Source organism: Streptomyces sp. NPDC013455 (assembly GCF_040632975.1).
Lineage (GTDB): Bacteria > Actinomycetota > Actinomycetes > Streptomycetales > Streptomycetaceae > Streptomyces.
Genome location: NZ_JBEYCX010000018.1, coordinates 110,107 through 136,329 on the forward strand (window position 1 = coordinate 110,107; position 26,223 = coordinate 136,329).

General features: G+C 72.8%; 19 protein-coding genes. 8 read left to right on the forward strand and 11 right to left on the reverse strand.

What is annotated here, in order from left to right; genetic code table 11:
• Positions 1-10 precede the first annotated feature (10 nt).
• On the forward strand, positions 11-1,870 hold the full coding sequence (locus ABZ576_RS26110; protein WP_360745492.1) for an NHL domain-containing thioredoxin family protein: 1,860 nt from the start codon (positions 11-13) through the stop codon (positions 1,868-1,870).
• On the opposite strand, the gene ABZ576_RS26115 is transcribed toward ABZ576_RS26110, so the two are convergent.
• From ABZ576_RS26115 to ABZ576_RS26125, 3 genes are all read right to left on the reverse strand, one after another.
• Complete coding sequence (locus tag ABZ576_RS26115) at positions 1,858-2,109, reverse strand: DUF6458 family protein (RefSeq protein WP_360745495.1); 252 nt, start codon at positions 2,107-2,109, stop codon at positions 1,858-1,860. The genes ABZ576_RS26110 and ABZ576_RS26115 overlap by 13 nt on opposite strands.
• Positions 2,110-2,175: 66 nt before the next feature.
• Positions 2,176-3,525 (reverse strand): M18 family aminopeptidase, encoded by a 1,350-nt coding sequence (locus ABZ576_RS26120; protein ID WP_360745497.1) that lies wholly within the window; start codon positions 3,523-3,525, stop codon positions 2,176-2,178.
• 84 nt (positions 3,526-3,609) lie between these two features.
• Positions 3,610-5,436: an acyl-CoA dehydrogenase gene (locus ABZ576_RS26125; RefSeq protein WP_360745500.1), complete on the reverse strand. Its 1,827-nt coding sequence runs from the start codon at positions 5,434-5,436 to the stop codon at positions 3,610-3,612.
• A 197-nt stretch (positions 5,437-5,633) separates the two neighbouring features.
• Between ABZ576_RS26125 and ABZ576_RS26130 the strand changes: the two genes are divergently transcribed.
• Both ABZ576_RS26130 and ABZ576_RS26135 read left to right on the forward strand, forming a co-directional pair.
• Positions 5,634-6,119 (forward strand): SseB family protein, encoded by a 486-nt coding sequence (locus ABZ576_RS26130; protein ID WP_360745503.1) that lies wholly within the window; start codon positions 5,634-5,636, stop codon positions 6,117-6,119.
• Between the two features lie 115 nt (positions 6,120-6,234).
• Entirely contained in the window at positions 6,235-7,206 is a 972-nt protein-coding gene (locus ABZ576_RS26135) for a pirin family protein (RefSeq protein WP_360745506.1), read from the forward strand.
• 52 nt (positions 7,207-7,258) lie between these two features.
• On the opposite strand, the gene ABZ576_RS26140 is transcribed toward ABZ576_RS26135, so the two are convergent.
• On the reverse strand, positions 7,259-7,939 hold the full coding sequence (locus ABZ576_RS26140) for a GNAT family N-acetyltransferase (protein WP_360745509.1): 681 nt from the start codon (positions 7,937-7,939) through the stop codon (positions 7,259-7,261).
• A gap of 151 nt (positions 7,940-8,090) precedes the next feature.
• Between ABZ576_RS26140 and ABZ576_RS26145 the strand changes: the two genes are divergently transcribed.
• Positions 8,091-9,161, forward strand: a complete 1,071-nt coding sequence (locus tag ABZ576_RS26145) for an AI-2E family transporter (RefSeq protein WP_360745512.1) — start codon at positions 8,091-8,093, stop codon at positions 9,159-9,161.
• Here ABZ576_RS26145 and ABZ576_RS26150 read toward each other — a convergent pair.
• Positions 9,107-11,284: a SpoIIE family protein phosphatase gene (locus ABZ576_RS26150; RefSeq protein ID WP_360745514.1), complete on the reverse strand. Its 2,178-nt coding sequence runs from the start codon at positions 11,282-11,284 to the stop codon at positions 9,107-9,109. The two genes, ABZ576_RS26145 and ABZ576_RS26150, sit on opposite strands and share 55 nt — an antisense overlap.
• 198 nt (positions 11,285-11,482) lie before the next feature.
• Between ABZ576_RS26150 and aspS the strand changes: the two genes are divergently transcribed.
• Together aspS and ABZ576_RS26160 are read left to right on the forward strand one after the other, a co-directional pair.
• A complete protein-coding gene (aspS, locus tag ABZ576_RS26155) occupies positions 11,483-13,246 on the forward strand; it encodes an aspartate--tRNA ligase (protein ID WP_360745517.1) in 1,764 nt (587 codons plus the stop codon).
• Positions 13,247-13,383: 137 nt separating this feature from the next.
• A complete protein-coding gene (locus ABZ576_RS26160) occupies positions 13,384-14,286 on the forward strand; it encodes an intradiol ring-cleavage dioxygenase (RefSeq protein WP_360745520.1) in 903 nt (300 codons plus the stop codon).
• Positions 14,287-14,292: 6 nt separating this feature from the next.
• Here the strand turns inward: ABZ576_RS26160 and ABZ576_RS26165 are convergent, their stop codons facing one another.
• Positions 14,293-15,030, reverse strand: a complete 738-nt coding sequence (locus tag ABZ576_RS26165) for a hypothetical protein (RefSeq protein WP_360745523.1) — start codon at positions 15,028-15,030, stop codon at positions 14,293-14,295.
• Positions 15,031-15,248: 218 nt separating this feature from the next.
• Here ABZ576_RS26165 and ABZ576_RS26170 point away from each other — a divergent pair, with 218 nt between their 5' ends.
• Positions 15,249-16,598 carry a polysaccharide lyase family 1 protein gene (locus tag ABZ576_RS26170; protein WP_360745526.1) on the forward strand — a complete coding sequence of 450 codons (1,350 nt, stop codon included), beginning with the start codon at positions 15,249-15,251 and terminating at the stop codon, positions 16,596-16,598.
• A 172-nt stretch (positions 16,599-16,770) separates the two neighbouring features.
• On the opposite strand, the gene metG is transcribed toward ABZ576_RS26170, so the two are convergent.
• The 4 genes from metG to ABZ576_RS26190 all read right to left on the reverse strand — a co-directional run bounded on the left by metG (position 16,771) and on the right by ABZ576_RS26190 (position 23,679).
• Complete coding sequence (gene metG / locus ABZ576_RS26175) at positions 16,771-18,486, reverse strand: methionine--tRNA ligase (protein ID WP_360745529.1); 1,716 nt, start codon at positions 18,484-18,486, stop codon at positions 16,771-16,773.
• Positions 18,487-18,615: 129 nt separating this feature from the next.
• Positions 18,616-20,589: a VWA domain-containing protein gene (locus ABZ576_RS26180; RefSeq protein ID WP_360745532.1), complete on the reverse strand. Its 1,974-nt coding sequence runs from the start codon at positions 20,587-20,589 to the stop codon at positions 18,616-18,618.
• A gap of 89 nt (positions 20,590-20,678) precedes the next feature.
• On the reverse strand, positions 20,679-22,658 hold the full coding sequence (locus ABZ576_RS26185) for an FUSC family protein (protein ID WP_360745535.1): 1,980 nt from the start codon (positions 22,656-22,658) through the stop codon (positions 20,679-20,681).
• A gap of 232 nt (positions 22,659-22,890) precedes the next feature.
• Entirely contained in the window at positions 22,891-23,679 is a 789-nt protein-coding gene (locus ABZ576_RS26190) for an alpha/beta hydrolase (RefSeq protein ID WP_360745538.1), read from the reverse strand.
• A gap of 87 nt (positions 23,680-23,766) precedes the next feature.
• Between ABZ576_RS26190 and ABZ576_RS26195 the strand changes: the two genes are divergently transcribed.
• Positions 23,767-25,113 carry a PLP-dependent aminotransferase family protein gene (locus tag ABZ576_RS26195; RefSeq protein WP_360745541.1) on the forward strand — a complete coding sequence of 449 codons (1,347 nt, stop codon included), beginning with the start codon at positions 23,767-23,769 and terminating at the stop codon, positions 25,111-25,113.
• Here the strand turns inward: ABZ576_RS26195 and ABZ576_RS26200 are convergent.
• Entirely contained in the window at positions 25,013-25,942 is a 930-nt protein-coding gene (locus tag ABZ576_RS26200) for a hypothetical protein (protein WP_360745544.1), read from the reverse strand. The genes ABZ576_RS26195 and ABZ576_RS26200 overlap by 101 nt on opposite strands.
• Between the last annotated feature and the right edge of the window lie 281 nt (positions 25,943-26,223).

Here is a 26,223-nt window from a genome sequence, read left to right on the forward strand (position 1 = left end):
CCTGGGAGCCATGACCGACTCCGCACGCCGGCGCGCCCGCGTCCGCGCCCCCGAGCTGACCGGCGAGGGCGGGTGGATCAACACCGGCGGCCGGGAGCTGAGGCTCGCCGACCTCCGCGGGCGCTTCGTGCTCCTCGACTTCTGGACCTCCTGCTGCATCAACTGCCTGCACGTCCTGGACGAGCTGCGTCAGCTGGAGGAGGGGCACCGGGACACGCTCGTGGTGATCGGAGTGCACTCGCCGAAGTTCACGCACGAGGCCGAGCACCGGGCGGTCGTGGACGCCGTGGAGCGCCACGGCGTACGGCATCCGGTCCTGGACGACCCCGGGCTGTCCACCTGGAAGCAGTACGCGGTGCGCGCGTGGCCCACGCTCGTCGTCGTCGACCCCGAGGGGTACGTCGTCGCCCAGCACTCGGGCGAGGGGCACGTGCCGGCCATCGAGCGGCTGGTGACGGAGCTGGAGGCCGAGCACCGGGCGAAGGGCACCCTGCGGCGCGGCGACGGCCCCCATGTGCCGCCGGAGCCCGAGCCGACGACCCTCCGCTTCCCGGGCGGGGCGGCGCTGCTGCCGTCGGGACACTTCCTGGTCAGCGACACCACGCGGCACCAGCTGGTGGAGCTGGCCGAGGACGCCGAGACGGTCCTGCGGCGGTTCGGCTCCGGTGCGCCCGGGTTCGCCGACGGCGCCCCGGGCAAGGCGTCCTTCCGCGAGCCGCGGGGGCTCGCGCTCCTCGACGACGGCGCGGTGGTGGTCGCCGACACCGTCAACCACGCCCTGCGCCGCCTGGACCCCGCCACCGGCGAGGTGACCACCCTGGCCGGTACCGGGAGGCAGTGGCGGCGCGGATCGGCCACCCGCGGCCCGGCCCGCGAGGTGGACCTCTCCTCCCCGTGGGACGTGGCGGTCTTCGGCGGCGCGGTGTGGATCGCCATGGCGGGCGTCCACCAGCTGTGGACGTACGACCCCGCCGCGCGGACCGTCGCCGTGGCGGCCGGTACGACCGAAGAGGGCCTGGTGGACGGACCCGCCGCCGAGGCGCTGTTCGCCCAGCCCTCGGGGCTCGCGGCCACCGCCGGCCGGCTGTGGGTCGCCGATGCCGAGACCTCCGCCCTGCGCTGGGTGGACCTCGACGGGCAGGTGCGCACGGCCGTGGGCACGGGTCTGTTCGACTTCGGGCACCGGGACGGAGCCGCCGGGCAGGCCCTGCTGCAGCATCCCCTGGGCGTCACCGCCCTGCCGGACGGCTCGGTGGCGGTCGCCGACACCTACAACCACGCCCTGCGCCGCTACGACCCGGTCACCGACGAGGTCGGCACGCTCGCCACCGGTCTGCGCGAGCCCGGCGCCGCCGTTCTCGCCGGCGAGGACATCGTGGTGGTGGAGTCGGCGCGGCACCGGCTCACCCGGCTGCGGCTGCCGCAGGAGGTGCGGGCGGTGACCGGCCACGGCACGCGGGGTGCCGTCACCGAGGTGGCACCCGGCCGGGTCCGGCTGGAGGTGCTCTTCCAGGTCCCCGCGGGGCAGGAGCCGGACACGGGGGCGGGACCGGCCAGCCGTCTGTCGGTCTCCTCCACGCCGGCCGGGCTGCTGCTCCGGGGCGCGGGAGCGGACGCGGGCCTCACCCGGGAGCTGGAGTTGAACCCGGCGGTCCCGGAAGGCGTCCTGTACGTCTCCGCCGTGGCCGTGAGCTGTGACGCCACCGCGTCCGACGGCCGGTCGGCCGCGAACGGCCGGACGCACCCCGCCTGCCATGTGCACCGGCGGGAGTGGAGCGTGCCGGTCCGCCTGGGCCGGGGCGGGGCGGGCCGCCTGCCGCTCGTCCTGACCGGGACGGACGAGCGGGAGGGGCCTGCTCAGACGCCGTAGCCGTCGGTGTACTCGCCGCGGTGGTGGTGGTGATGCGGTTCCTCCTCGACGACCGGCGTCGGGGGTACCACCACCCGGCGGCGGCGGGCGATCCCGCTGAACGTGGCGACGCCGATCAGGCCCACGGCCATCAGGATCAGCCCGACGACGGTGAGGTTGACGCCCTCCATGTTCCAGTCGGTCGCGAACGTCAGGATGGCCCCTACGGCGATGAGGATGATGCATCCGCCGAGCCCCATGAGACCTCGCCTTCCCTTCCGGTTCCGGAATCTCCGGTGTCGTCCGGGTACCCGGCGAGGTCCCGACTAGCCCTCCAGGAAGGCCGTCAGGGCGTTCGCGAGCAGGAACGGGTCGTCGGCGCCGCACAGTTCGCGGACGCTGTGCATGGAGAGGATCGCGACGCCGATGTCCACCGTGCGGATGCCGTGCCGGGCCGCGGTGATCGGACCGATGGTGGTGCCGCACGGCATGGAGTTGTTGGAGACGAAGGTCTGGAAGGGGACGTTCGCCCGCTCACAGGCCGCCGCGAACACCGCGCGGCCCGAACCGTCGGTGGCGTAGCGGTTGTTGACGTTGACCTTGAGGATCGGCCCGCCGTTGACCCGCGGGTGGTGGGTGGGGTCGTGCCGCTCCGCGTAGTTGGGGTGCACGGCGTGGCCCGTGTCGGAGGACAGGCAGACCGTGCCGGCGAAGGCGCGGGCCCGGTCCTCGAAGGAGCCGCCGCGCGCGAACACCGAGCGCTCCAGGACGGATCCGAGCAGCGGGCCGTCCGCGCCGGTGTCGGACTGGGAGCCGTTCTCCTCGTGGTCGAAGGCGGCCAGTACGGGAATGCGGGTGAGGCCGGCACCGGAGCCGGCGACGGCGGCGAGCGCGGCCACACCGGCGTGCACCGACAGCAGGTTGTCCATGCGCGGGCCGGCGACCAGTTCCCGGTCCCGGCCCAGGTAGGCCGGCGGCTCCACGGGGTGGGTCATCAGGTCCCAGCCGGCCACCGAGCCGGCGGTGAGCCCGGCCTCCTCCTCCAGGAAGGAGATGAGGTCGCCCTCGCGCACCGCGTCGTCGAGGCCCCACACCGGCTGGAGGTGCCGCTGCTTGTCGAGCTTGAGTCCGTCGCTGGAGACCGTGCGGTCCAGGTGGATGGCGAGCTGCGGCACCCGCAGCAGCGGCCGGTCCACGTCGACCAGGACCGATGAGCCGTCGCGCAGGGTCAGCCGGCCGGCCAGGCCCAGGTCGCGGTCGAGCCAGGAGTTCAGCAGCGGGCCGCCGTAGATCTCCACGGCGACCTGGCGCCAGCCGTGCGCCCCGGTGTCCGGGCGCGGCTTGACCCGCAGGTTGGGGGAGTCGGTGTGGGCGCCGATGATGTGGAAGGGGGTGTGCGGTTCGGCGCCCTCGGGGACGTACCAGGCCACGATCGCGCCGCCGCGCAGGACGTACCGGCCGCCGCTGGTGCCGTCCCAGGCGTCCGTCTCGGCGACCTGCCGGAAGCCCGCCTTCTCCAGCCGTTCGGCGGCGTTCGCCACGGCGTGGTACGGCGACGGGCTCGCCGCCAGGAAGGCCATCAGGTCGTCGGTGTGGCCGCGGTCGAAGGTGAGGGGTGCGCGCGCAGCGCCCGCTTCGGGGGCGGCGGCGGGTGACGGGCGGGATGGTGCGCTCATGGATTCACCTTAACGACGTGCACGGGCCCGCTCCCGTGAAGAGAGCGGGCCCGTGCGGGGAATCGACGGGGACGTCCGGAAGGTCTAGAACGCGGCCTCGTCCAGCTCCATCAGGTCCAGGTCGACGTTGCCGGCGACCTTGCGGGCGAGCGTGACGCCCGGCAGGACGTTGGCCGCGAAGAACTTCGCCGCGGCGATCTTGCCGGTGTAGAAGGCCTTGTCCTTCGCGGAGGCCGTGGCCAGCTTCTCGGCGGCGATCGCGGCGCCCTTCAGCAGCAGGTAGCCGACGACGACGTCACCGGAGGCCATGAGCAGGCGGGTGGTGTTCAGGCCCACCTTGTAGATGTTCTTGGTGTCCTGCTCGGTGGCGGCCAGGTCGGTCAGCATGACGCCGACGATCGACTCCAGCTCCACGGCCGCCTTGGCCAGGTGCTCGCGGGCGCCCGCCAGCTCCTCGCCGCCGGTGCCGAGCGCCAGGAACTTCTTGATGTCCTCGGCGAGGGAGTTCAGCGCGGCGCCCTGGTTGCGGACGATCTTCCGGAAGAAGAAGTCCTGGCCCTGGATCGCGGTGGTGCCCTCGTACAGGGTGTCGATCTTGGAGTCCCGGATGTACTGCTCGATCGGGTACTCCTGGAGGAAGCCGGAGCCGCCGAAGGTCTGGAGCGACTGGGCGAGCTGCTCGTAGCCCTTCTCGGAGCCGTAGCCCTTGACGATCGGCAGGAGCAGGTCGTTCAGGGCCTCCAGGGCGGAGACGTCCTCGCCCGCCGCCTCCTTGATCTGGATCTCGTCCTGGATGGAGGCCGTGTAGAGGACCAGGGCGCGCATGCCCTCCGCGTACGCCTTCTGCGTCATCAGCGAGCGGCGGACGTCCGGGTGGTGCGTGATGGTGACCTTGGGCGCGGTCTTGTCCATGAAGTTCGCCAGGTCGGGGCCCTGGACGCGCTCCTTGGCGTACTCCAGGGCGTTGAGGTAGCCCGTGGAGAGGGTGGAGATCGCCTTCGTGCCGACCATCATGCGGGCGAACTCGATGATGCGGAACATCTGGCGGATGCCGTCGTGCTTGTCGCCGATCAGCCAGCCCTTGGCGGGGTGCTGGTCGCCGAAGGTCATCTCGCACGTGTTGGAGGCCTTCAGGCCCATCTTGTGCTCGACGTTGGTGGCGTAGACGCCGTTGCGCTCGCCCAGCTCGCCGGTCTCGAAGTCGAAGAGGTACTTCGGGACGAGGAAGAGGGACAGGCCCTTGGTGCCGGGGCCGGCGCCCTCGGGACGCGCGAGCACGTAGTGGAGGATGTTCTCCGACATGTCGTGCTCACCGGAGGTGATGAAGCGCTTCACGCCCTCGATGTGCCAGGAGCCGTCCTCCTGCTGCACGGCCTTGGTGCGGCCGGCGCCCACGTCCGAGCCGGCGTCCGGCTCGGTGAGGACCATGGTGGAGCCCCACTGCTTCTCGGTGGCGATCTTGGCGATGTGCTTCTGGACCTCGTTGCCCTCCTCGAAGAGGATGCCGGCGAACGCCGGGCCCGAGGAGTACATCCACACGGCCGGGTTGGCGCCCAGGATCAGCTCGGCGTAGGCCCAGATCAGGGAGCGGGGCGAGGTGGTGCCGCCGATCTCCTCGGGAATGCCGAGGCGCCAGTACTCGGAGTCCATGAAGGCCTGGTAGCTCTTCTTGAAGGACGCCGGGACGGGCGCGGTGTTGGTCTCCGGGTCGAAGACGGGCGGGTTGCGGTCGGCGTCGGCGAAGGACTCGGCCAGCTCGTTCTCGGAGAGGCGGGTCAGCTCCTCCAGGACGCTCTTGGCGGTGTCGACGTCCATCTCCTCGAACGGGCCGGTGCCGTACACCTTGTCGCGCCCCAGTACTTCGAAGAGGTTGAACTCGATGTCGCGGAGATTCGACTTGTAGTGCCCCATGGCGACGGCTCCGTAGAGAGAGATCGGCGAGGCACTGACTCCTCGCACCTAGTTCACGTACCAACAAGTAGCTCCGATGATGCTACCCGCCGGTAATAAGGCGCAACCCCGATCCGGTCATCTGTGACGCGTCTCAACCGGGACGGATCGCCAGGAGGGCCGTTCGGGCGGCGGACCGGCTCGGTACGCTTGCGCCCATGTACGGATACGGCCAGCCCATGGACGGGGGTGCTGCCCAGCAGCAGTACGCCCCGCCGCAGCAGCAGATGCCGGGTGGTGTCGGCGGGTACGGCCAGCAGCCGCCGCTCTACCCGGAGCCGTCCCCGCCGTCGCTCGCGGACGCGGTGCGCGCCTTCACCACCGGTCAGATGGCCGCCGAGGACTTCCAGCAGATCTTCGCCACGTCGAAGGTGTACTGCCCGCGCGGCGACACCCCCGGCTTCCTGGCCCTGCACAACACCCAGCAGCCGGTGATCCCCATGTTCACCTCGCTGAAGGAGCTGCGCCGCTACGCGGGCAAGGAGTCCAAGTACTTCGTCATCACCGGTGCCGCGGTGATCGACCTGCTGCCCACCGGCTACGGCTTCGTCCTGGACATGGAGGGCGAGCACCGGATGGTGTTCGACGCGAAGGCGGTCGAACAGATGGTCGACTTCGCGATGCGCCGGATGTACGGCGGCTGATCCGCACGCCGCGCGTGACCGGAGCCCGGAGGGAATGCCCTCCGGGCTTTCTGTGTTCCGGGTGGCAAGAAGTTCAACGCTCAACTAAAGTGGGCGTACCAAGGAGGTACCGACCATGCCCGCAGTGACCGTCGAGAACCCGTTGACGCTGCCCCGTGTGACCGCTCCCGCCGACGCCGCGGCACGCCCCGTGCTCGCCGTCACGACCGCCCCGAGCGGTTTCGAGGGCGAGGGATTCCCGGTGCGCCGCGCGTTCGCCGGGATCAACTACCGCCACCTCGACCCGTTCATCATGATGGACCAGATGGGTGAGGTGGAGTACGCGCCCGGCGAGCCCAAGGGCACCCCCTGGCACCCCCACCGCGGCTTCGAGACCGTCACCTACATCATCGACGGCGTCTTCGACCACCAGGACTCCCAGGGCGGCGGCGGCACCATCACCAACGGTGACACCCAGTGGATGACGGCCGGTGCGGGCCTGCTGCACATCGAGGCGCCGCCGGAGCACCTGGTCGTCTCGGGCGGCCTCTTCCACGGCCTCCAGCTGTGGGTGAACCTCCCCGCCAAGGACAAGATGATGGCCCCGCGCTACCAGGACATCCGCGGCGGCAGCGTCCAGCTGCTGACCACGCCCGACGGCGGCGCGCTGCTGCGCGTGATCGCCGGCGAGCTGGACGGCCACGCGGGCCCCGGCATCACGCACACGCCGATCACGATGATCCACGCGACCGTGGCGCCGGGCGCGGAGGTCACGCTGCCGTGGCAGGAGGACTTCAACGGGCTCGCGTACGTCCTGGCCGGCCGCGGCACGGTGGGCGCCGAGCGCCGTCCGATCCACCTGGGCCAGACGGCCGTCTTCGGCGCCGGCGGCTCGCTGACCGTCCGCGCGGACGAGAAGCAGGACTCCCACACCCCCGACCTGGAGATCGTCCTCCTCGGCGGCCGCCCGATCCGGGAGCCGATGGCGCACTACGGCCCGTTCGTGATGAACACCAAGGACGAACTGATGCAGGCGTTCGAGGACTTCCAGAAGGGCCGGCTGGGCACGATCCCGGCCGTGCACGGGATGTCCGAGGGCGGGCTGTAGTCCACGCCGGACCGGCTGAGGGCGTGCACGGACCCCGTGTGCGCCCGGTCCGTCAGTGCAGTGGTCGGGTCATGAAGAGCGCCTGTTCGCCGGAGGACTCGGTACCGGCGTAGAGCGAGGTGTCCAGGCCGCAGAAGGTGAAGCCCATCCGCAGGTAGGCGTGGACGGCGGGGGCGTTGACGTTGCTGACCTCCAGCCACAGGTGCACCGCCCCGCACTCCCGTGCGAAGCCGACGGCGTGCTCCATCAGGGCCCGGCCCACCCCCGCGCCCCGCCAGGCCGGCGCGACCTCGATGTCGCGGACGGTCGCCCGGCCGTTCCACGGCTCGAAGGAGACCGTCACGAAGCCGCACAGCTCCTCGCCGTCGACGGCCACCACCGTCCGGGTCCGTCCGGGCCCGGCGCCGTGCCCCGCCCGGTCCGGTCCGCAGGTGCCGTCCGCGCCGCACGCCGCGTCCGCGTGGTCCTGCCCGTCCCCCTCGTCCGCGTGGTCCTGCCCGTCCCCCTCGTCTCCCTCGTCTTCTTCGTCGGGGAAGACCTTGTGCAGGGGAGGGTGCACCGGCACCTCGCGGATCGCGAAGCCCTCCGGCGTCGCCGTGACCTCGAACACCGAATCCGTCGTGAACGACCCGTCGAGGGCCGCGATCGCCGCGTCGTCGCCGGGTCGCGCCGGCCGGTAGACCAGGTCCCCGGCCGCGCCGGGAGCCGCCTTCCGCGTTGCCGTCCGTCGCATGGGCCGATCATATGGCCTGACGGTCCGTCACCCTCCGGCGGTGGCGGCGGCGGTGCTTCCGCCCGGCCCCGTGCCGCCATCCGGCTCACCGGGCCCCCGGCGCCCGGCGCGGGCGCGGGACAGGCGGCGGGGGGCGTGGTCCGCTGGGTGGGTGCGTCTGCTGCCCGAACCCGTCCGCCGGCTCGCCGCCTGGTGCGCCGTGCTGCTGCTCGCCGCCGCCGTGGGCTGGGTCGGGGTGCGGCTGTGCGCGGAGTTCCGTACGGCCGTCACCCCGGTGCTGCTCGCGCTGCTCGGCAGCGCGCTGCTCGGGCCGCTGTACCGGCGGCTGGTGCGGGCCGGGGTGCAGGCGTCGGTGGCGGCCGGGCTGACCTGCGTCGCCGTGGTGGCCGTCGTCGGCGGTGCCGTGTACATCATCGTCGCCGCGCTCGTCGACACCGGCGGGCAGATCATCGACTCGCTGCGCGACGCCGCCAATGCCGTCTCCCGGCATTTCGGCGCCGCCGGGACCGGGCCGGACGACCTCGGTGCCAACACCCGGGAACTGCTGGGCAAGTTCGGCGCGACGGCCGCCTCCAACGTCGTCAGCGGGGTCGGCGTCGTCGCCGAGAGCATCGCCATGGCCGTCCTCGCGCTGCTGCTGGTCTTCTTCTTCCTGCGCGACTCCCACCGGGCCGTGGCGGCCCTGCGCTCCCTCGCGCCCGGTGACACCGCCGACACCCTGGAGGCCGTCACCCGGCGGGCCTTCGCCGCGGTGGAGGGGTTCATGCGCGGGACGACCGTCATCGCCCTCATCGACACCCTGTGCATCACCGTCGGCCTGCTCGTCCTGCGGGTGCCCGGCGCGGTCGGGCTCGGCGCGCTCGTCTTCGTCGGCGCCTACATCCCCTACCTCGGAGCCTTCATCTCCGGCGCGGTGGCCGTGCTGGTCGCCCTCGCCGACCGGGGTGTCGTCATCGCGCTGTGGGCGCTCGGGGTGGTGCTCGCGGTGCAGGTGCTGGAGGGGCACGTGCTCCAGCCGGTGGTGCAGAGCCGGACCGTGCAGATGCACCCGGCCCTGGTGATGGTGGCGATCACCGCGGGCGCCTCCGTCGCGGGGATCCTCGGCATGCTCCTCGCGGTCCCGGTGACCGCGGCCGCCTTCGGCGTCACGGCGGAGCTGCGGGCCCGTTACGGGGCCGGGGCCGACGCCGGGGCCGGGGCACCGCCGAAGGCGCCCGGGTGATCCGGCTCGCCCGGCTCGTACAGCTCGAACCAGATGCTCTTGCCCTCGCCCCGCGGGTCCACCCCCCAGGCGTCCGCGAGGAGTTCGATGAGCATCAGACCGCGGCCGGAGGAGGCCAGTTCGCCCGGGCGGCGCCGGTGCGGGAGGTCCTCGCCGGTGTCGAAGACCTCCACCCGCAGCCGCCGCCCGGAGCCCTCGCCGACGACCTCGGCCAGCAGCAGCGCGTCGGTGTCGGTGTGCACCAGCACGTTGGTCACCATCTCGGAGACCAGCAGTACCGCCGAGTCCAGCTGGTCCGCCGACGTCCAGTCGTGCAGCAGTTCGCGCAGCTGCTGGCGGGCCTCGGCGATCCGCTCCGGTTCGTCCTGCGCCACCGACAGCAGTGTGCGCCGCACCTTCGGCCGTGGCGTCACGGTGTCGCCGCAGCCGCAGCCCTCGCCGGGGCGGCACAGCAGCAGCAACGCGATGTCGTCCTCGCGGCGGTCGGCCAGCGGGCCGGTGGTGTGGTGGGAGGACGGCCCGTGCACGGCCTGCACCAGGGCGTCGGCCAGCGACTCCAGGTCGCCCTCGTGGTCCTCCAGGATCGCCCGCAGCCTGCGTGAGCCGCTGTCCATGTCGTGCCCGCCGGTCTCGATCAGGCCGTCGGTGCACAGCATCAGCGTCTCACCGGCCTCCAGGGCGAACCGCGTCGTCGGATAGTCGGCGTCCGGATCGATGCCCAGCGGCAGCCCGCCCGCCGTGGGCCGCATCAGCACCGTGCCGTCCGCCATCCGGATCACCGGGTCCGGGTGCCCGGCGCGGGCGATCTCCAGCAGGCCGGCCACCGGGTCGGCCTCCACGTACAGGCAGGTCGCGAAGCGGAGGTCGGCCAGCGCCTCGTCGCCGGAGGTGTGCGTGATCCCGTGCAGGAAGCGGGAGGCGCGGGAGAGGACGGCGTCCGGGCGGTGCCCCTCGGAGGCGTAGGCGCGCAGCGCGATCCGCAGCTGGCCCATGAGGCCGGCCGCGCGGACGTCGTGGCCCTGGACGTCCCCGATGACCAGCGCGAAGCGGCCGGAGGGCAGCGGGATCATGTCGTACCAGTCGCCGCCGACCTGGAGTCCGCCGCCGGTCGGGATGTACCGGGCGGCCACCCGCATCCCCGGGATCTCCGGGCCGAGCGAGGGCAGCATGGAGCGCTGGAGGCCCTCCGTCAGCTCCCGCTCGGACTCGGCGGCACCGGCCCGGGACAGCGCCTGGGCGAGCATCCGGGCGACCGTGGTCAGGACCGCGCGCTCGTCCGGGGTGAACGCCACCGGATAGGTGAAGGCCGCCATCCAGGCGCCCATCGTGCGCCCGGCCACGGTCAGCGGCAGGAACGCCCAGGAACTGCGGCCGAAGTGCCGGGCCAGCGGCCAGGTCACCGGGTAGCGGTCCCGGTACTCGTCGGGTGAGGACAGGTACACCGCGCGGCCGGTGCGGGCGACCTCGGCGGCCGGGTAGTCGGTGGTCAGCGGCATGTTCGAGAAGGGGTTCATGGCGCCGGGCTGGTGCCCGTGCTGTCCGATGATCGTCAGCCGGTCGCCCTCCACCCCGAAGACCACGAGCCCGTCCGGGGAGAACCCGGGCATCGACAGGCCGCCCGCGACCCGCAGCACCTCCGCCGTGGAGCGCGCCTCGGCCAGCGCCCGGCCCGCGTCCAGCAGGAACGCCTCGCGCGAGCGCCGCCAGTCCCCGGTGACCGCGCTGCGGGCGGCCGCCGTGCCCGGGGTCGGCTCGGTCACCTCCTGGAGGGTGCCGATCAGCTCGTAGGCGTGCCGCTCGGGGTCGAAGGACGGTTTGGAGCGGCTGCGGACGACGCGCAGGATGCTGCCGTCGCCGTCCATGATCCGGATGCGCACCTCCGCGAGGGTGCCCTCGGCGACCGCCAGCCGGACCACACCGGTGATCTCGTTCCAGTCGACCGGGTGCAGCCGGGCCCGGGTCTGTGCCTCCGTGAGGATGGCCGGCTGGGCGGGCAGGCCGAGCAGCCGCGCCGCCTCCGCGTCCACGGTGACCAGCCCGGTCGCCGTGGACCAGTGCCACATCCCGGTCGCGAGGGCGGCGAGGACGTCCCCGACGGAGGGCAGCGGCTCGCCAGTGCGCATTGCCCTACTTTAGGAAGATGTGACCGATGGCTGCCACTGTTGGCCGCCCGGCGCTCCGCCCCGGGACCGCCGGGCCGTCATGGTGGGGAGCCGGACTTGGGGTGGCCGGTACCCTTGATGGGTCCGGGCCCCGTGCCCGTTCCCGCCGGTCCGCAGAGCCGGCAGGAGAAACCCCACCACGAAGGACGATGAACGACGATGCATCGGTACAGGTCCCACACCTGCGGCCAGCTCCGCGCCTCTGACGTCGGCACCGACGTCCGGCTGAGCGGCTGGCTGCACAATCGGCGCGACCTGGGCGGCATCCTCTTCATCGATCTGCGCGACCACTACGGCATCACGCAGCTGGTCGCCCGCCCCGGCACCCCCGCCTACGAGGCCCTGGACAAGATCTCCAAGGAGTCCACGGTCCGCGTCGACGGCCAGGTGGTTTCACGTGGAACCGAGAACGTGAACCCCGACCTGCCCACCGGTGAGATCGAGGTCGAGGTCGCCGAGGTGGAGCTGCTCGGCGCCGCCCAGCCCCTGCCCTTCACGATCAACACCGAGGACGGGGTCAACGAGGAGCGGCGCCTGGAGTACCGCTTCCTGGACCTGCGCCGCGAGCGCATGCACCGCAACATCATGCTGCGTACGGCCGTCATCTCGGCCATGCGCCAGAAGATGTCGGCGATGGGCTTCAACGAGATGGCGACGCCGATCCTGTCCGCCACCTCCCCCGAGGGCGCCCGCGACTACGTGGTGCCCTCCCGCGTGCACCCGGGCAGGTTCTACGCCCTGCCGCAGGCCCCGCAGCAGTTCAAGCAGCTGCTGATGATCTCCGGCTTCGACCGCTACTTCCAGATCGCGCCCTGCTTCCGCGACGAGGACGCCCGCGCCGACCGTTCGCCGGGCGAGTTCTACCAGCTCGACATCGAGATGTCCTTCGTCGAGCAGGAGGACATCTTCCAGCCGGTCGAGAAGCTGATGACCGAGCTGTTCGAGGAGTTCGGCGGCGGCCGCCACGTCACCTCGCCGTTCCCGCGCATCCCGTTCCGCGAGGCGATGCTCAAGTACGGCTCCGACAAGCCGGACCTGCGCGCCAAGCTGGAGCTGGTGGACATCACCGACGTCTTCGAGGGCTCGGAGTTCAAGGCGTTCGCGGGCAAGCACGTGCGCGCGCTGCCGGTGCCGGACGTCTCCGCCCAGCCCCGCAAGTTCTTCGACCAGCTCGGTGAGTACGCCGTCGAGCAGGGCGCCAAGGGCCTGGCCTGGGTGCGCGTGGCCGAGGACGGCTCGCTCTCCGGCCCGATCGCCAAGTTCCTCACCGAGGCGAACGTCGCCGAGCTCACCAAGCGCCTCTCCCTGGCCCCCGGCCACGCCGTCTTCTTCGGCGCGGGCGAGTACGACGAGGTCTCGAAGATCATGGGCGCCGTCCGGGTGGAGGCCGCCAAGCGGGCCGGCCACTTCGAAGAGGGCGTCTTCCGCTTCTGCTGGATCGTCGACTTCCCGATGTACGAGAAGGACGAGGAGACCGGCGGGATCGACTTCTCGCACAACCCCTTCTCCATGCCGCAGGGCGGCCTGGAGGCGCTGGAGACCCAGGACCCGCTGGACATCCTCGGCTGGCAGTACGACATCGTCTGCAACGGCGTCGAGCTGTCCTCGGGCGCGATCCGGAACCACGAGCCGGAGATCATGCTCAAGGCCTTCGAGATCGCGGGCTACGACCGGGAGACCGTCGAGGAGAAGTTCGCCGGCATGCTCCGCGCCTTCCGCTTCGGCGCCCCGCCGCACGGCGGCATCGCCCCGGGCGTGGACCGGATCGTCATGCTCCTCGCGGACGAGCCCAACATCCGCGAGACGATCGCCTTCCCGCTCAACGGCAACGCCCAGGACCTGATGATGGGCGCCCCGACCGAGCTGGACGAGGCCCGCCTGCGCGAGCTGCACCTGAGCATCCGCAAGCCGCAGCCGAAGTAGGCCGCAGCCGAAGCAAGCCGCCCCGTGGGCGACCACGCGGCCCGTGCGCGCCGATCCGTCCTGACTCGCTCTTGACGATCGGCGCGCACAGCCGTCTCCGGGCCCGGTGACAGCTTCCGTCCCTACGGTCCCGGGCCATGACCGATACCCCTGAAGCAGGTCGCGAAGACCGCGCGCCGTCCCGTCGTACGGTGCTCCTGGCGGGTGGTGCCACCGCCGTGACCCTCGGCCTGGGCGGTGCCTGGGCCGTCGACGCGTCCGCGGACGACGGCACCGCCGCGGACACCTGCTGCACACTGACCTCCGAGGCCGTCGAGGGCCCGTACTACATCGACGCCGACAAGCTCCGGCAGGACGTCACCGAGGACCAGGACGGCATCCCGCTGGCGCTCACCCTGAAGGTGATCGACGCGGAGAGCTGTGCGCCGCTGCGGAACGCGGCCGTCGACATCTGGCACTGCAACGCGGTGGGCGTCTACTCCGGGTACGAGACCTCGGGCAGCGGAGGCGGTGGCGGCGGCCCGGCCCCCACGGGCGCCCCGACCGGAGCTCCCACCGGCACCCCGACCGGCACCCCCACGGGCGCGCCGCCCTCCGGCGGTCCCGGCGGCGGGGGCGGCGGCCACCAGGAGCCCACCGACGACAGCCGCTACCTGCGCGGCACCTGGCGCACCGACCAGCGCGGCCAGGTCGCCTTCCGCACCGTCTTCCCCGGCTGGTACCAGGGCCGCTGCGTGCACATCCACGTCAAGGTGCACGTCGACGGCGCCTGGACGGACGCCGGATACGAGGGCGGGCGCACCTGCCACACCGGGCAGCTGTTCTTCGCCGAGAAAGCGGTGCTGCTGACGGAGGACGTCGAGCCGTACTCCACGAACACCGTCACCCGCACCACGCTCGACGAGGACACCATTTACCCGGGCAACGGGCACGCGGGCGGCCTGCTGCACCTGTCGTACGACAGCAAGCACATCGCGCGCGGCGTCCGGGCCCGGCTCACCCTGGGCGTGGCCCCGGACGAGACGCACGACGGCGGCTGACCGGGCTCAGTCGCCCTGCTCGCCGGTCCCGCCGGCCTCCTCGGCCGCATCGCCGTCGTCGGTCCCGTCCGTCGCGGTGTCCGGGGAGGCGCCGTCCTCCAGCAGCCGCTCGGCGATGTCGTCGGACCAGTGCTGGGCCCAGGCGCGCAGGGCGGCGATCCGGTCCTCGTCCAGGCCGTACCGGACGAAGTCCCGGTCGGAGTAGAAGTCGGTGCCCGTCAGCCGGGACTGGAGGGTGGGCAGGTCGAACGGGTCGTGGGCGTGCCGGCGGCCTAGCTCCTCCAGACCGGGCAGGGAGAAGCGGGCGGTGCAGGCCTGCGCGTCGATGAGGTCGACGGCCGCGCCCCGGTCGTACAGGGCCCGGATCTTCGTACCGACGGCGTCGGGCAGGGAGAGCGCCGTGCCGTACGCGGTGAGTTCCGGCGGCTGCCAGAACACCTCCTTGTGCAGCGCGAGCGCGCACTCCTCGCCGCTGGGCGGGTCCGTGACCGTCAGCTGCGCGGTCAGCGCGGTCACCGCGTCGCTGCGCACCCGCCGCCCCCGGGCCTCCAGGGCCGTGCCGACGGCGGCGGTGATGTGCTCCATGGTCTCGGCGCTCTCGGTGGCCAGGTCGAGGTTGGCGTGCGGCCGGCACAGCAGGCCGTGCGCCTGGAGGGCGTAGCCGCCGGCCAGCACCAGACCGTACGGGCCGCCCGCCGCGCCCACGTCCGCGAGGAGCCGGCGATGGGGTTCGGGGATGTTCACGGGGCGATTTTTCCGGCTTCCTGTCACACGTGCGCGACGACGGGGTGCGAAGAGGTGTCCGGTGTTCACGGATCACCCGTCGGGAGCGTCTCATGCGTACCGCCCGGATCGTCGTCACCCTCCGCTGATCTTTTTTCCGGGAGGGCGGCAACCTGCGGGCCCCGGGCGGCCACTGAGGAGGCGTAAGGCATGTTCGACAGACCCTTAAGGACTCCTCCGTGGCAGCTCCCTCCCACCGCCGGTCCCTCCGCAAGCGGCGCACCCTCGCCGTGTCCGCCGCCGTCGTGGCCGCGGGTGTCGGTGCCGGGGTGTTCGTGATGAGCGCGAACGCCGACGCCGTCGACCTGTACCACCAGACCCTCGCCGCCAAGGACGGCTGGGCCGCGTCCGGCACGGGGACCACCGGCGGCGCGAAGGCCGACTCCGCGCACACCTTCACCGTCTCCACCCGGGCCCAGCTCGTGAAGGCGCTGGGCTCCGTCTCCGACACCGCGCCCCGCGTCATCAAGGTGAAGGGCACCATCGACGCCAACACCGACGACAGCGGCAAGAAGCTGACCTGCGCCGACTACGCGGCCGGCACCGGCTACTCGCTCACCGCCTACCTCAAGGCGTACGACCCGGCCACCTACGGCCGCTCCAAGCTGCCCTCCGGCACCCAGGAGAAGGCCCGCGCCGCCGCCCAGGCCAAGCAGGCCAAAAACGTCGTCTTCAAGGTGCCGGCCAACACCAGCATCGTGGGCGTGCCGGGCACCAACGCCGGGATCACCGGCGGCATGCTCCAGATCCAGAACGTGGACAACGTCATCGTCCGCAACCTGACCTTCTCCGCCACCGAGGACTGCTTCCCGCAGTGGGACCCGACCGACGGCGACGACGGCAACTGGAACTCCAACTACGACTCGGTCAGCCTGCGCGGGGCGACCCACGTCTGGGCGGACCACAACACCTTCACCGACGCGCCGCACTTCGACAAGGCGAACCCGAAGTACTTCGGCCGCGAGTACCAGATCCACGACGGCGCCCTCGACATCACCAAGGGATCCGACCTGGTGACCGTCGAGCGGAACCAGTTCACCGACCACGACAAGACGATGCTGATCGGCTCCAGCGACAAGGACAGCACCGGCAAGCTGCGGGTCTCGATCCACCACAACGTGTGGAAGGGCATCGTGCAGCGCGCTCCGCTGGCCCGCCTCGGCCAGATCCACATCTACAACAACGTCTACGACACGACGACCGTCAACGGCTACGCGCCGCAGTACAGCATCAACTCGCGCGCCAAGGCGCAGGTCGTCGCCGAGGCCAACTACTGGACGGTGCCGTCCGGCGGCAAGGCCGCCAAGCTGCTGAGCGGTGACGGCACCGGATCCGTCGCGGGCAGCGGCAACCTGGTCAACGGCACGGTCACCGACCTGGTCGCCGCGTACAACGCCGCGAGCTCCAAGAAGATCAAGACGACGGTGAACTGGACCCCGACGCTCACCGCGGGCCTCCAGACGTCGGCGAAGAACCTGCCGGCGGAACTGGCGAACACGACGGGCGCGGGCGTGCTGACGGCGTCCTGACCACGCGCGGCCGGCGGCCTGGTGCCCCCTCTCCCGGGCCGTCGGCGCTTCCCCTCCCGAGCGGGGAACGGGTGTCCCGCAGTACGGGCGCTGCCCCCCCTCGGAGCACCGGTTCCGGGAACGGCAGCGCCCCGCTCCCGGTGGGTCGGGAGCGGGGCGTCGCGTGGTGTCGTCAGGCGTCCTCGCCGCCGAAGCGGTCCTTGTACGTCGCCAGGTCCTCGTCGGTCAGCTTCGCGAACAGGACCGGCGGGACCGTGAAGGGGGTGCCGGACGGGACGGCGGTCAGGGACTTCGCCTCGTCCCGGGTCACCCAGGTCGCGGTGTCGGCGGACAGGGAGAACGCCTCGCGCATCGTCTTCGCCGTCGCCGGGATGAACGGCTCGGAGACCACGGCGTACAGGTGGATCAGGTTCATCGCCGTACGCAGGGTGAGGGCCGCGCCCTCCTGGTTCGTCTTGATCTCCAGCCAGGGGGCCTTCTCCTCCAGGTAGGAGTTGCCGGCCGACCACAGGGCACGCAGGGCGGCGGCGGCCTTGCGGAACTGCAGGGCCTCCATCTGCGACTCGTACTCCGCGAGGAGCTCGGCGATCTGCTCGCCGAGCCGCGCCTCCGCCTCCGCCGGCTCGCCGCCCGCGGGGACCTCCTCGCCGAAGCGCTTCTTGGAGAAGGACAGCACCCGGTTGACGAAGTTGCCGAGGGTGTCGGCCAGGTCCTTGTTGACCGTGGCGGTGAAGTGCTCCCAGGTGAAGGACGAGTCGTCCGACTCCGGGGCGTTGGCGATCAGGAAGTAGCGCCAGTAGTCGGCGGGCAGGACGTCCAGGGCCTGGTCCGTGAAGACGCCCCGCTTCTGCGAGGTGGAGAACTTGCCGCCGTAGTACGTCAGCCAGTTGAACGCCTTGACGTAGTCGACCTTCTTCCACGGCTCACGCACGCCCAGCTCGGTGGCCGGGAACATGACCGTGTGGAACGGGACGTTGTCCTTGGCCATGAACTCGGTGTAGCGGACGGTGTCGTCCGCCTCGTACCACCAGGACTTCCAGTCCCGGTTCTCCGGGTCCTGGTCCGCCCACTCCTTCGTCGCGCCGATGTACTCGATCGGGGCGTCGAACCAGACGTAGAAGACCTTGCCCTCGGCCGCCAGCTCCGGCCAGGTGTCCGCCGGGACCGGGACGCCCCAGTCCAGGTCACGGGTGATCGCCCGGTCGTGCAGGCCCTCCGTCAGCCACTTGCGGGCGATGGAGGAGGCGAGCTGCGGCCAGTCCTCCTCGTGCCGGGCGACCCACGCCTCGACCTCGTGCTGCAGCTTGGACTGCAGCAGGAAGAGGTGCTTGGTCTCGCGGACCTCCAGGTCCGTGGAGCCGGAGATCGCCGAGCGCGGGTCGATCAGGTCCGTCGGGTCCAGCACGCGGGTGCAGTTCTCGCACTGGTCGCCGCGGGCCTTGTCGTAGCCGCAGTGCGGGCAGGTGCCCTCGACGTAGCGGTCCGGCAGGAAGCGGCCGTCGGCGGGCGAGTAGACCTGGCGGATCGCCCGCTCCTCGATGAAGCCGTTCTCGTTGAGCTTGCGGGCGAAGTGCTGGGTGATCTCCCGGTTCTCCGGCGAGGAGCTGCGGCCGAAGTAGTCGAAGGCGAGCGCGAAGCCGTCGTACACCGCCTTCTGCGCGTCGTGCGCCTGGGCGCAGAACTCCTCCACCGGCAGGCCCTGCTCCTTGGCGGCCAGCTCGGCGGGGGTGCCGTGCTCGTCGGTGGCGCAGATGTAGAGGACGTCGTGACCGCGCTGGCGGAGGTACCGGGAGTACACGTCCGCCGGGAGCATGGACCCCACCATGTTGCCCAGGTGCTTGATCCCGTTGATGTACGGAAGGGCGCTGGTGATGAGGTGTCGAGCCATCGTGGCTGCTCCCAGGTCGCGTTTTCTGCGGTTTCGAACCTTGAAATCGTAGCCGACAGGGGTGGGCCGCCCGCTTCCCGTTTTGCAGGGTGGAAGGGGCGGCCCGGGGTTGCGTACGGTGACCGGCCGTTACGGGCGCCAGCCGGCCAGGACGCCTTCGTACAGCTCGGCGTCCGTCAGCTCGCGCGGGGCCGGGCCGGCGTGGAAGAACGACGTGTTGCCGGTCTTCAGCTTGCGGAGGTAGTCGAACGCCTTGTTGTCGTGCTCACCGAAGGCGACGAAGGAGAAGTACACGGAGGGGTGGTTCTCCGCGGCGTCGGTGAGGGACCGGGTGGCCGGGGTCTTGGCGTCCGGGGCGCCGTCGGTCTGGAAGACGACCAGGGCGGGGGTGCCGTCCGGGTGGTTCTTCCCGTGGTGGGCGAGTACGGCTTCCACGGCGGCGTGGTAGCTGGTGCGGCCCATGCGGCCCAGGCCGGCGTGCACGTCGTCGATCTTCGTCTCGTGGTCCGGGGTGAGGGTGAGGTCGGTGGTGCCGTCGACCTCCGTGGAGAAGAAGACGACGTGGACCGTGGCCTCGGGGTCGAGGTGGGCGGCGAGGGCGAGGGTCTGGTCGGCGAGGGCCTGGGCGGAGCCGTCCTTGTAGTACGGGCGCATGCTCGCGGAGCGGTCCAGCACGAGGTAGAGCTTGGCTCGGGTGCCGGTGAGGTTCGTCTTTTTGAGGGTGGCTGTGGCGGCCTTGTAGGCGGTGGCGAGGGCCGGGGTGCGGGATTTGATCCGGGCGAGGGGGGTGGCGGGCTTCGCCTTGAGGGCGGCGTCCGCGTCGGCTTCGCCGGCCGGCTGGGGGGTCTGGGGGGTCTGGGGGGTCTGGGGGGTCTGGGAGGTCGGGGTCTGGGGGGTCTGGGAGGTCGGGGTCTGGGGGGTTTGCGGGGCCTGTGCAGCCTGCGGGTTCAGGGCCGCCTCGGCTTCGCCTTCGGCGTCCTCGTCCCCACCCGCACCACCCGTGCGGGTCTCGTCGTCGGCTGCGGGTGGCCCCTGTGGGGCGTCCTCGCCGTCGGCGGCCTGCGGGGACGTGCTGTCACCGCCCTCGGCAACCACGCCCTCGACCGACACCTCGGCCGACGCTTCGGCCGGTGCCTCGTCCTTTGCAGGCGCCTCGGTCGGCGTTTCGGCCTCCGCTGGTGCCTCGGTCTCGACCTGTGCCTCGTCTTGTGCCGACGCCTTGACCGGTGCCTCGTCCTCTGCCGGTGCCTCGGTCGGTGCCTCGTCCTCTGCCGGTGTCTCGGTCGGCGCCTCGGCCTCCGCCGGTGTCTCGGTCGGCACCTCGGCTTCCGCCGATGCCTCGGCCTCCACCGGTGCCTCGTCCTGTGCCGATGCCTTGACCGGTGCCTCGTCCTCTGCCGGTGCCTCGGTCGGCGCCTCGGCCTGCGCCGGTGCCTCGGTCGGCGCCTCGGCCTCCGCCGTGGCCTCCGGTTCGGCCGTCGCCTCGGCTTCGGTTTCCGGCTTGGCTTCGGTTTCCGGCTCGCTTGCCTCTTCCTGCGGGGCGGTCGCCGTCTTTGCCGTCTGCGCGGTGACCGGCTCCGAAGCCTCGGCCGACGTGTTCTCCTCCGCCTCGGCGGCAGCCGTCTCCTCGGTCTCGGCGGCAGCCGTCTCCTCGGCCTTGGCCTCAGGCTCGGCCTGCTCCTTCTCCAGCTCCTGCGCACCGGCCTCCGGCACAACCGGGGCCGTCTCCTCGTCCTGAAGCTTCTCCCCGGTCCCGGCCTCCGGCTCGGCGTCGGCGGGAGCCGGAGCCGTCTCCGGGATCTGCTCGGCCTCGACCCCGGCGGCAGCCGTTCCCCCGGTCACCGGCTGTGCGGGAGCCGTCTGCTGCTCGGTCTCGGTCTTCGCCGCCGGCACCGTGGGCTCGGGGGGCGACGAGTCCGTGGGGTGGGCGGTCTTCACCTTGTCGAAGGCCGCTGCCACCAGTTCGTGTTCCTCGGTGGGGGACCGGCGGGGCTCGGGGACCGAAGGGGGCGCCACGGGGGCTCGGTCCGCACCCTCTGCCTCGGTGGCTCGTGACTTGCGTGAGCGGCCGAATGCGTTCCGCAGGAGAGTGAGAATGCCCATGTGCGCAACCCTTCGCGTGAGGTTGTAACCCGTCAATCGCTGGCCAGGACGGACACGTAAGGTTAGCGGCCCCCGATGGCGGGGAGCCGTCAGTGCGGCGACGCGATCGTGCGGGCCGCGGCGACCTCCTGGCGCAGGGGTTCGAGGACGCTGTCCGCCGGACCGGTGAGGTTGGTGCGGACGGCGCTCGGGGTCGTCGCGCTGCGCACGCCCTCGGACAGCTCACGCAGCTGCAGGGCCACCTGCGCGATCTCGGTGGCGGACGGCGGCGCGGCCCCGTGCCGGACGCGGACGCGGGCCGCCGTGGTGGCGTCCACGATGCGTTCCACGGCGACGACCAGCGGCCACCAGGCGGCGGCGCGCCGGCCGGTCGGCGGGGGCTCGGTCAGGGCCCGCTGGAATTCCGTGCGGATGACGGAGAGGTCGCGGTAGAGGCGGCGGCGCATACGGGCTCGGTCGGCGGGTTCGGCGGCGGATCCGCTGGTGGGGCTGGTGCCGAGCCCGGTGGCGGGGGCGAAGGCCGCTTCCACGTAGGCCGCCGTGTCCGCCACCGCGTCGGCCAGGCGGTCGCCCACGCGGGTGTGCCAGCTCTCGGGCCACAGCAGGTAACCGGCGACCAGCACGATCGCGCAGCCGATGAGGGAGTCGTTCAGCCGGGGCAGCAGCAGTGCCGTGCCCTGGTGGTTGAGGATGTCGGAGAGCAGCAGGATCACCGGGGTGATGGCCGCCGTCTGGTAGCCGTAGCCCCGTGGCGTGAGGGCCGGGATGAGCGGGGCCAGCAGGAACAGCACGGGGACGTGCCACCAGCCCAGCGGGACCTCGGCCAGGACCACCGCCGCCAGCACCAGGCCCGCCACCGTGCCGAGGGCGCGCAGCAGGGCGCGGGAGAACACCGAGCCGAAGTCGGGCTTGAGGACGAAGGTGATGGTCAGGGCGACCCAGTAGGAACGCGGGACGGGGACGAGGGAGACCAGGGCCTGGGCGGTGCCGATGCAGACCGCCAGCCGTACGCCGTAGCGCCAGGAGTTGGCGGACAGGACGACGCTGCGGGCCGCGCGGGCCGTGCGGATCCCCAGGGCCGCCGGCCGGCCCAGGCGGTCGTCGATGCCCCGGGGGTCCACGTCCGGCGCGGCGACGACCTCGGCCGTGTGGCGCAGGGCGTGGTCCACCGCCCGGCCCGTCTCCGTGGTGGGCACGGGGAGGTCCAGGGGCGGCAGTGGGGTGTCGCCCGACTCCACGGCCCGTGCCAGGTGGCGCAGTGCCCCCGGGATCTGCGGCGGCAGCGGGCGGGCCGCCAGGTGGGCCGCGGGTGCCGCCTCGACGACCGGGGTGATGGCGTTCAATTGGGCGAGGAGGCCGGTGAGTTCGCGGCTGCGGCCGTGCTGGCGGGCGCGCCGGCCCAGGATCAGGTCGTACGACTGGTTCAGGGACTGGGTGACCGCGCGGCGGGCCTCCTCGTACTCCTCGGTGCGGTCCGTGCCCGCGGTGGCGAGGAGGGCGGCGACCGTACGGTAGGTGGCGGCGACCGCGGCCCGTTCCGGGACGCCCGCGCGCAGCGGCCAGGCCAGCAGGCCCAGCAGCAGGACCAGGAGGCCGCCGCCGGTCATCAGGGCGGGGGCCAGCCACCAGGGGGCGGGCAGCGGGAGGCCCGCGCCCACCACGCAGTTGAGGAGCAGCAGGAGGCCGGAGACGGAGGCCACCGCGCCGATCGTGGAGATCATGCCGGAGAGCAGCGCGACGCCGGTGACGGTGGCCACCGCGTACCAGCCGTGGCCGTAGACCAGGGTGCCCAGGGTCACGCCGATCGCGCCGAAGAGCTGCGGGACGGCGATGTTGAGGACGCGCATGCGGTAGGCGTCGGCGGTGTCGCCGATGACACCGGACAGGGCGCCCATGGCGGCGAGGGCGCCGTAGGCCGGGAGGCCGGCGGCGAGGCCGAGGGCCAGGGACGAGGACATCGCGACGGCGGCACGGGCCATGGCGGCCCGGTTGACGGGCGCCTGCTGGGGTTGGAGGTTCCGGACCAGCCAGTCGGGCGGGGTGAGGCCGATGGGGAACTCTCGGGACATGCGCCCATTATGGCCGGGATGGGGAGATAGGTCCGTGGTGGGCGTTCCGTCCGCCCGGTCGGCGACCCGGCGGCCGGCGGTCACGCCGACTCCGGCGGTTACGCCGACTCCGGCGGTTACGCCGACTCCGGCGGTTACGCCGACTCCGGCGGTCACGCCGACTCCGGCGAGCGGCGGCCCGGGACGCCAGGCGCCGGGGCCGCGTCCGGGGTGCTGGGTCGCGGGAGCGGGCCTACGGTCGCCCGTCCACGCGCGCCAGGAAGGCGCCGAGGGCCTGGTTGAACTCCTCGGGCCGTTCCAGGTTGGGCAGATGGGCGGCGCCGGCGATGACGTGCAGGGTGGAGTCGGGCAGGGCCGCGTGCATCGCCTCGGCGTCGGCGACGGGGGTGTAGGTGTCGTCGGCGCCGACCACGACCAGGGCGGGCACGGCCACCCGGGTCAACAGCTCGCGGTAGTCGGGGCGTTCTGCCCGGCCGCGCAGGGCCGCGGCGGCGCCCTCGGGGGAGGCGGCCGTCATCATGGCGTGCACGTGCGCCTTGACCTCGGGGTCGGCGTACGGGGCGACCATCTTCTCCAGCACCTCGTCGGCGTAGCCGCGCATGCCCTCGGCGAGGAGCCGGTCGGCCATGGCGTTGCGGCTCCGCCTGCCCTCGGGCGTCTCGGCGGCGGGGAAGGTGTCGGCAAGGACGAGGCCCCGGATCCGGTCGCCGAAGCGGGCGGCGCACTCCATGACGATCTGGCCGCCCATGGACAGGCCGGCGAGGACGAAGCCGTCCACGCCCAGCTGGTCCAGGAGGCCGGCGATGTCCTGGGCGTGGCGGGAGAGCGGGACGCTGCCGGGGGTCACCGGTGAGGCGCCGTAGCCGCGCAGGTCGGGGGCGATCACCCGGCGGCCGGCGGAGAACTCCGCCAGCTGCGGGTGCCACATCGTGCGGTCGAAGGGGTGGCCGTGGACGAGGACGAGGGGTACCCGGGAGGTGACTCCGGGGTCTTTGTCCTCGAATGCGAGGAAGGGGGGCATGGCAACGACCCTAGGGCGCCCCATCGCTCGGTGCAATAAAATCTTTGCCCTCGGTGCAATCCAACGTGCCGGAGAACAGGGGGACTTGTGGACGACTACCGGCGTATCGCCGACCGGATCGCGGCGGACATCGGCGGCGGACGGCTGCGGCCGGGCCAGCGGCTGCCGCCCCAGCGGGCGTTCGCCCGCCGCCACGGCATCGCACCGTCGACGGCGGGCCGGGTGTACAGCGAACTCGTGCGCCGGGGACTGGTGGTGGGCGAGGTCGGGCGCGGCACCTTCGTGCGGGCCGCCGCGCCGGACGGGCAGCCGGGCCACGCCCTGACCGAGGCGGCCGGCGCCCCGCTCGTGAACCTGGAGCTCAACTACCCCGCCGTGCCGGGCCAGGCGGAGCTGCTGGCCCCGGCCCTCGCCTCGCTGCTGCGGCCCGACGCGCTCGGCCAGGCGCTGCGGCCGGCCGCCGCCGCGGGCACCCCGGTGGCCCGGGAGGCGATCGCCGCGCTGCTCGCCCGGAGCGGGCTGCGCACCGGCCCGGAGCGGATCCTGTTCACCGGCAACGCCCGCCAGGCGATCGCCGCCACCCTCGCCTCGCTCGTCAGGCCCGGCGGCCGGGTCGGCGTGGAGCGGCTGACCTACCCGCTGGTGAAGGAGATCGCCGCCCGTCTCGGCCTGGTCCTCGTGCCGCTCGCCACCGACGCGGAGGGGCTCGTGCCCGACGCCGTGGCGGCCGCCCACCGCGGCACGCCGCTGTCCGCCCTCTACCTCCAGCCCGCCCTGCACAACCCGACCTCCCGGACGACGGGTGCCGAGCGGCTGCGGCGGCTGGCCGACACTGTCCACAGGCTGGGGACACCGGTGGTGGAGGACCGGATCTGGGCCTTCCTGCAGCCCGGCGGCACGCCCCCGCTCGCCGCGCTCGCACCGGACCTCGTGCATCTCGTCGACAGCCTCTCCAAGCGGGTCGCGCCCGGCCTCACCGTCGGCTTCACCGTCGTGCCGCGGGGCCGGGTCGAGGCGGTGGCGCGGGCGGTGCGGTCCGGCGGGTGGAGCGCGGGCGGCCTCGCGCTGGAGGCGGCCGTGCGGTGGCTCGGCGACGGGACCGTGGACCGGCTGGTGACGGCCAAACAGCGGGACGCCCGGCGGCGGCAGCGGCTGGTCGCCGAGAAGCTGGCCGGGTTCGCCGTACGGTCCGACCCGGCCGCCTACTTCGCCTGGTGGGAGCTGCCGGCGCCGTGGCGGGCCGACACCTTCACGGCCGCCGCGCGGGAGCACGGGATCGCGGTCACCCCGGGTACGGCCTTCTCGGTCGACCCCAGCCGCACCCCGGACGCGGTCAGGCTCGGGCTCGGGTCGGAGCCGGAGCCGGTGCTGGCGCGGGCGCTGGCGACGCTCGCCGGCGTCGCGCGGGACGGGGCAGCCGCAGGTACCGGGTGAGCCAGGCGGTGAGGGCCACCGCGAGGCCCAGACCGAGCAGCAGCCAGGCGGCCGTGCGCAGGGTGCCGGTGAGGGCGTCGTAGACGGCGCCCGCCGCCGGCCGGGAGACGCCGGCGGGCAGGTCGGCCAGGGTCAGGCCGCGGCCGACGCTCAGGGCGAGGGCGAGCAGGCCGCCGCCCAGGGCCGTGCCCAGGGCGGTGGCGACCACGGCCCGGCGGCGGTGGACGGCGAGCGCGATCCCGCCCGCGGCGAAGGTGACGGCCGCCACCGGCAGCCAGAAACCGGCGACTTCGAGCACGTGGAACCCCTTCCGGAGCGTGGTCAGTTCCGCGGCGGGGAGCACGGCCACCGAGGTGTGCTCCACCGGGATGCGCGCGGCGAGCGGCACGTGGTCGTGCGTGAGCTGCCGCTTGACCTGCAAGGTGACCGGGGCCAGGTCGACGGTGACGTCGCGCCCGTCCTCGTCCGTGGCCCGCAGGGCGCGCAGGACGGCGTCGTGGGTGACCCGGTTGCCGGTGTCCCAGGCCAGCCGGAAGGCCCGGGTCTGGGTGAAGGAGCGCACCGCGTCGTGCACGAACGGGCGTACCGAGCCGCGCAGCGGGCGGACGTCCAGGCGCTCGTCCACCGCGCGCAGGATGCCCTCGCCGACCGTGTCCGCGACGGCCTCCCGCACGGCCGGGTCGGCGGCGAGCGGAGCCATCGTGGTGACGTAGCGGCCCGTGTCGGCGAGCCCGTACGCCGCCCAGGCCGCCAGCGCGCCGAACGGCACGAGGAGGCAGGACAGGGCGATCAGTACGGCCGACAGGGCGCTCCTGAGGCGTGGGGGCACGGTTCCAGGCAAGGGCCGCCGCGGCCGGCCCGCGAGCGGGAGCACTGCATTCGGGCGGTAAGAGGACCCCCTTGGCCGAACTGGGGTTTCCGCTCTCCGGTGGAGGGTTCGTCCGAACGGGTGTTTCCTGGTGCTGGGCGGCTCCGGCCCGTCCGGCTTCTCCGGGTCGTGGGGCCGGACCGTGGCCGGGACGTCGCCCCGGTGGGGATCCCGGGGGGCACAGGGGAGCGCGTGGACCCCGGCCTCCGGGCCGGGGCCCACGCGCGCACCCCGTCGGGACC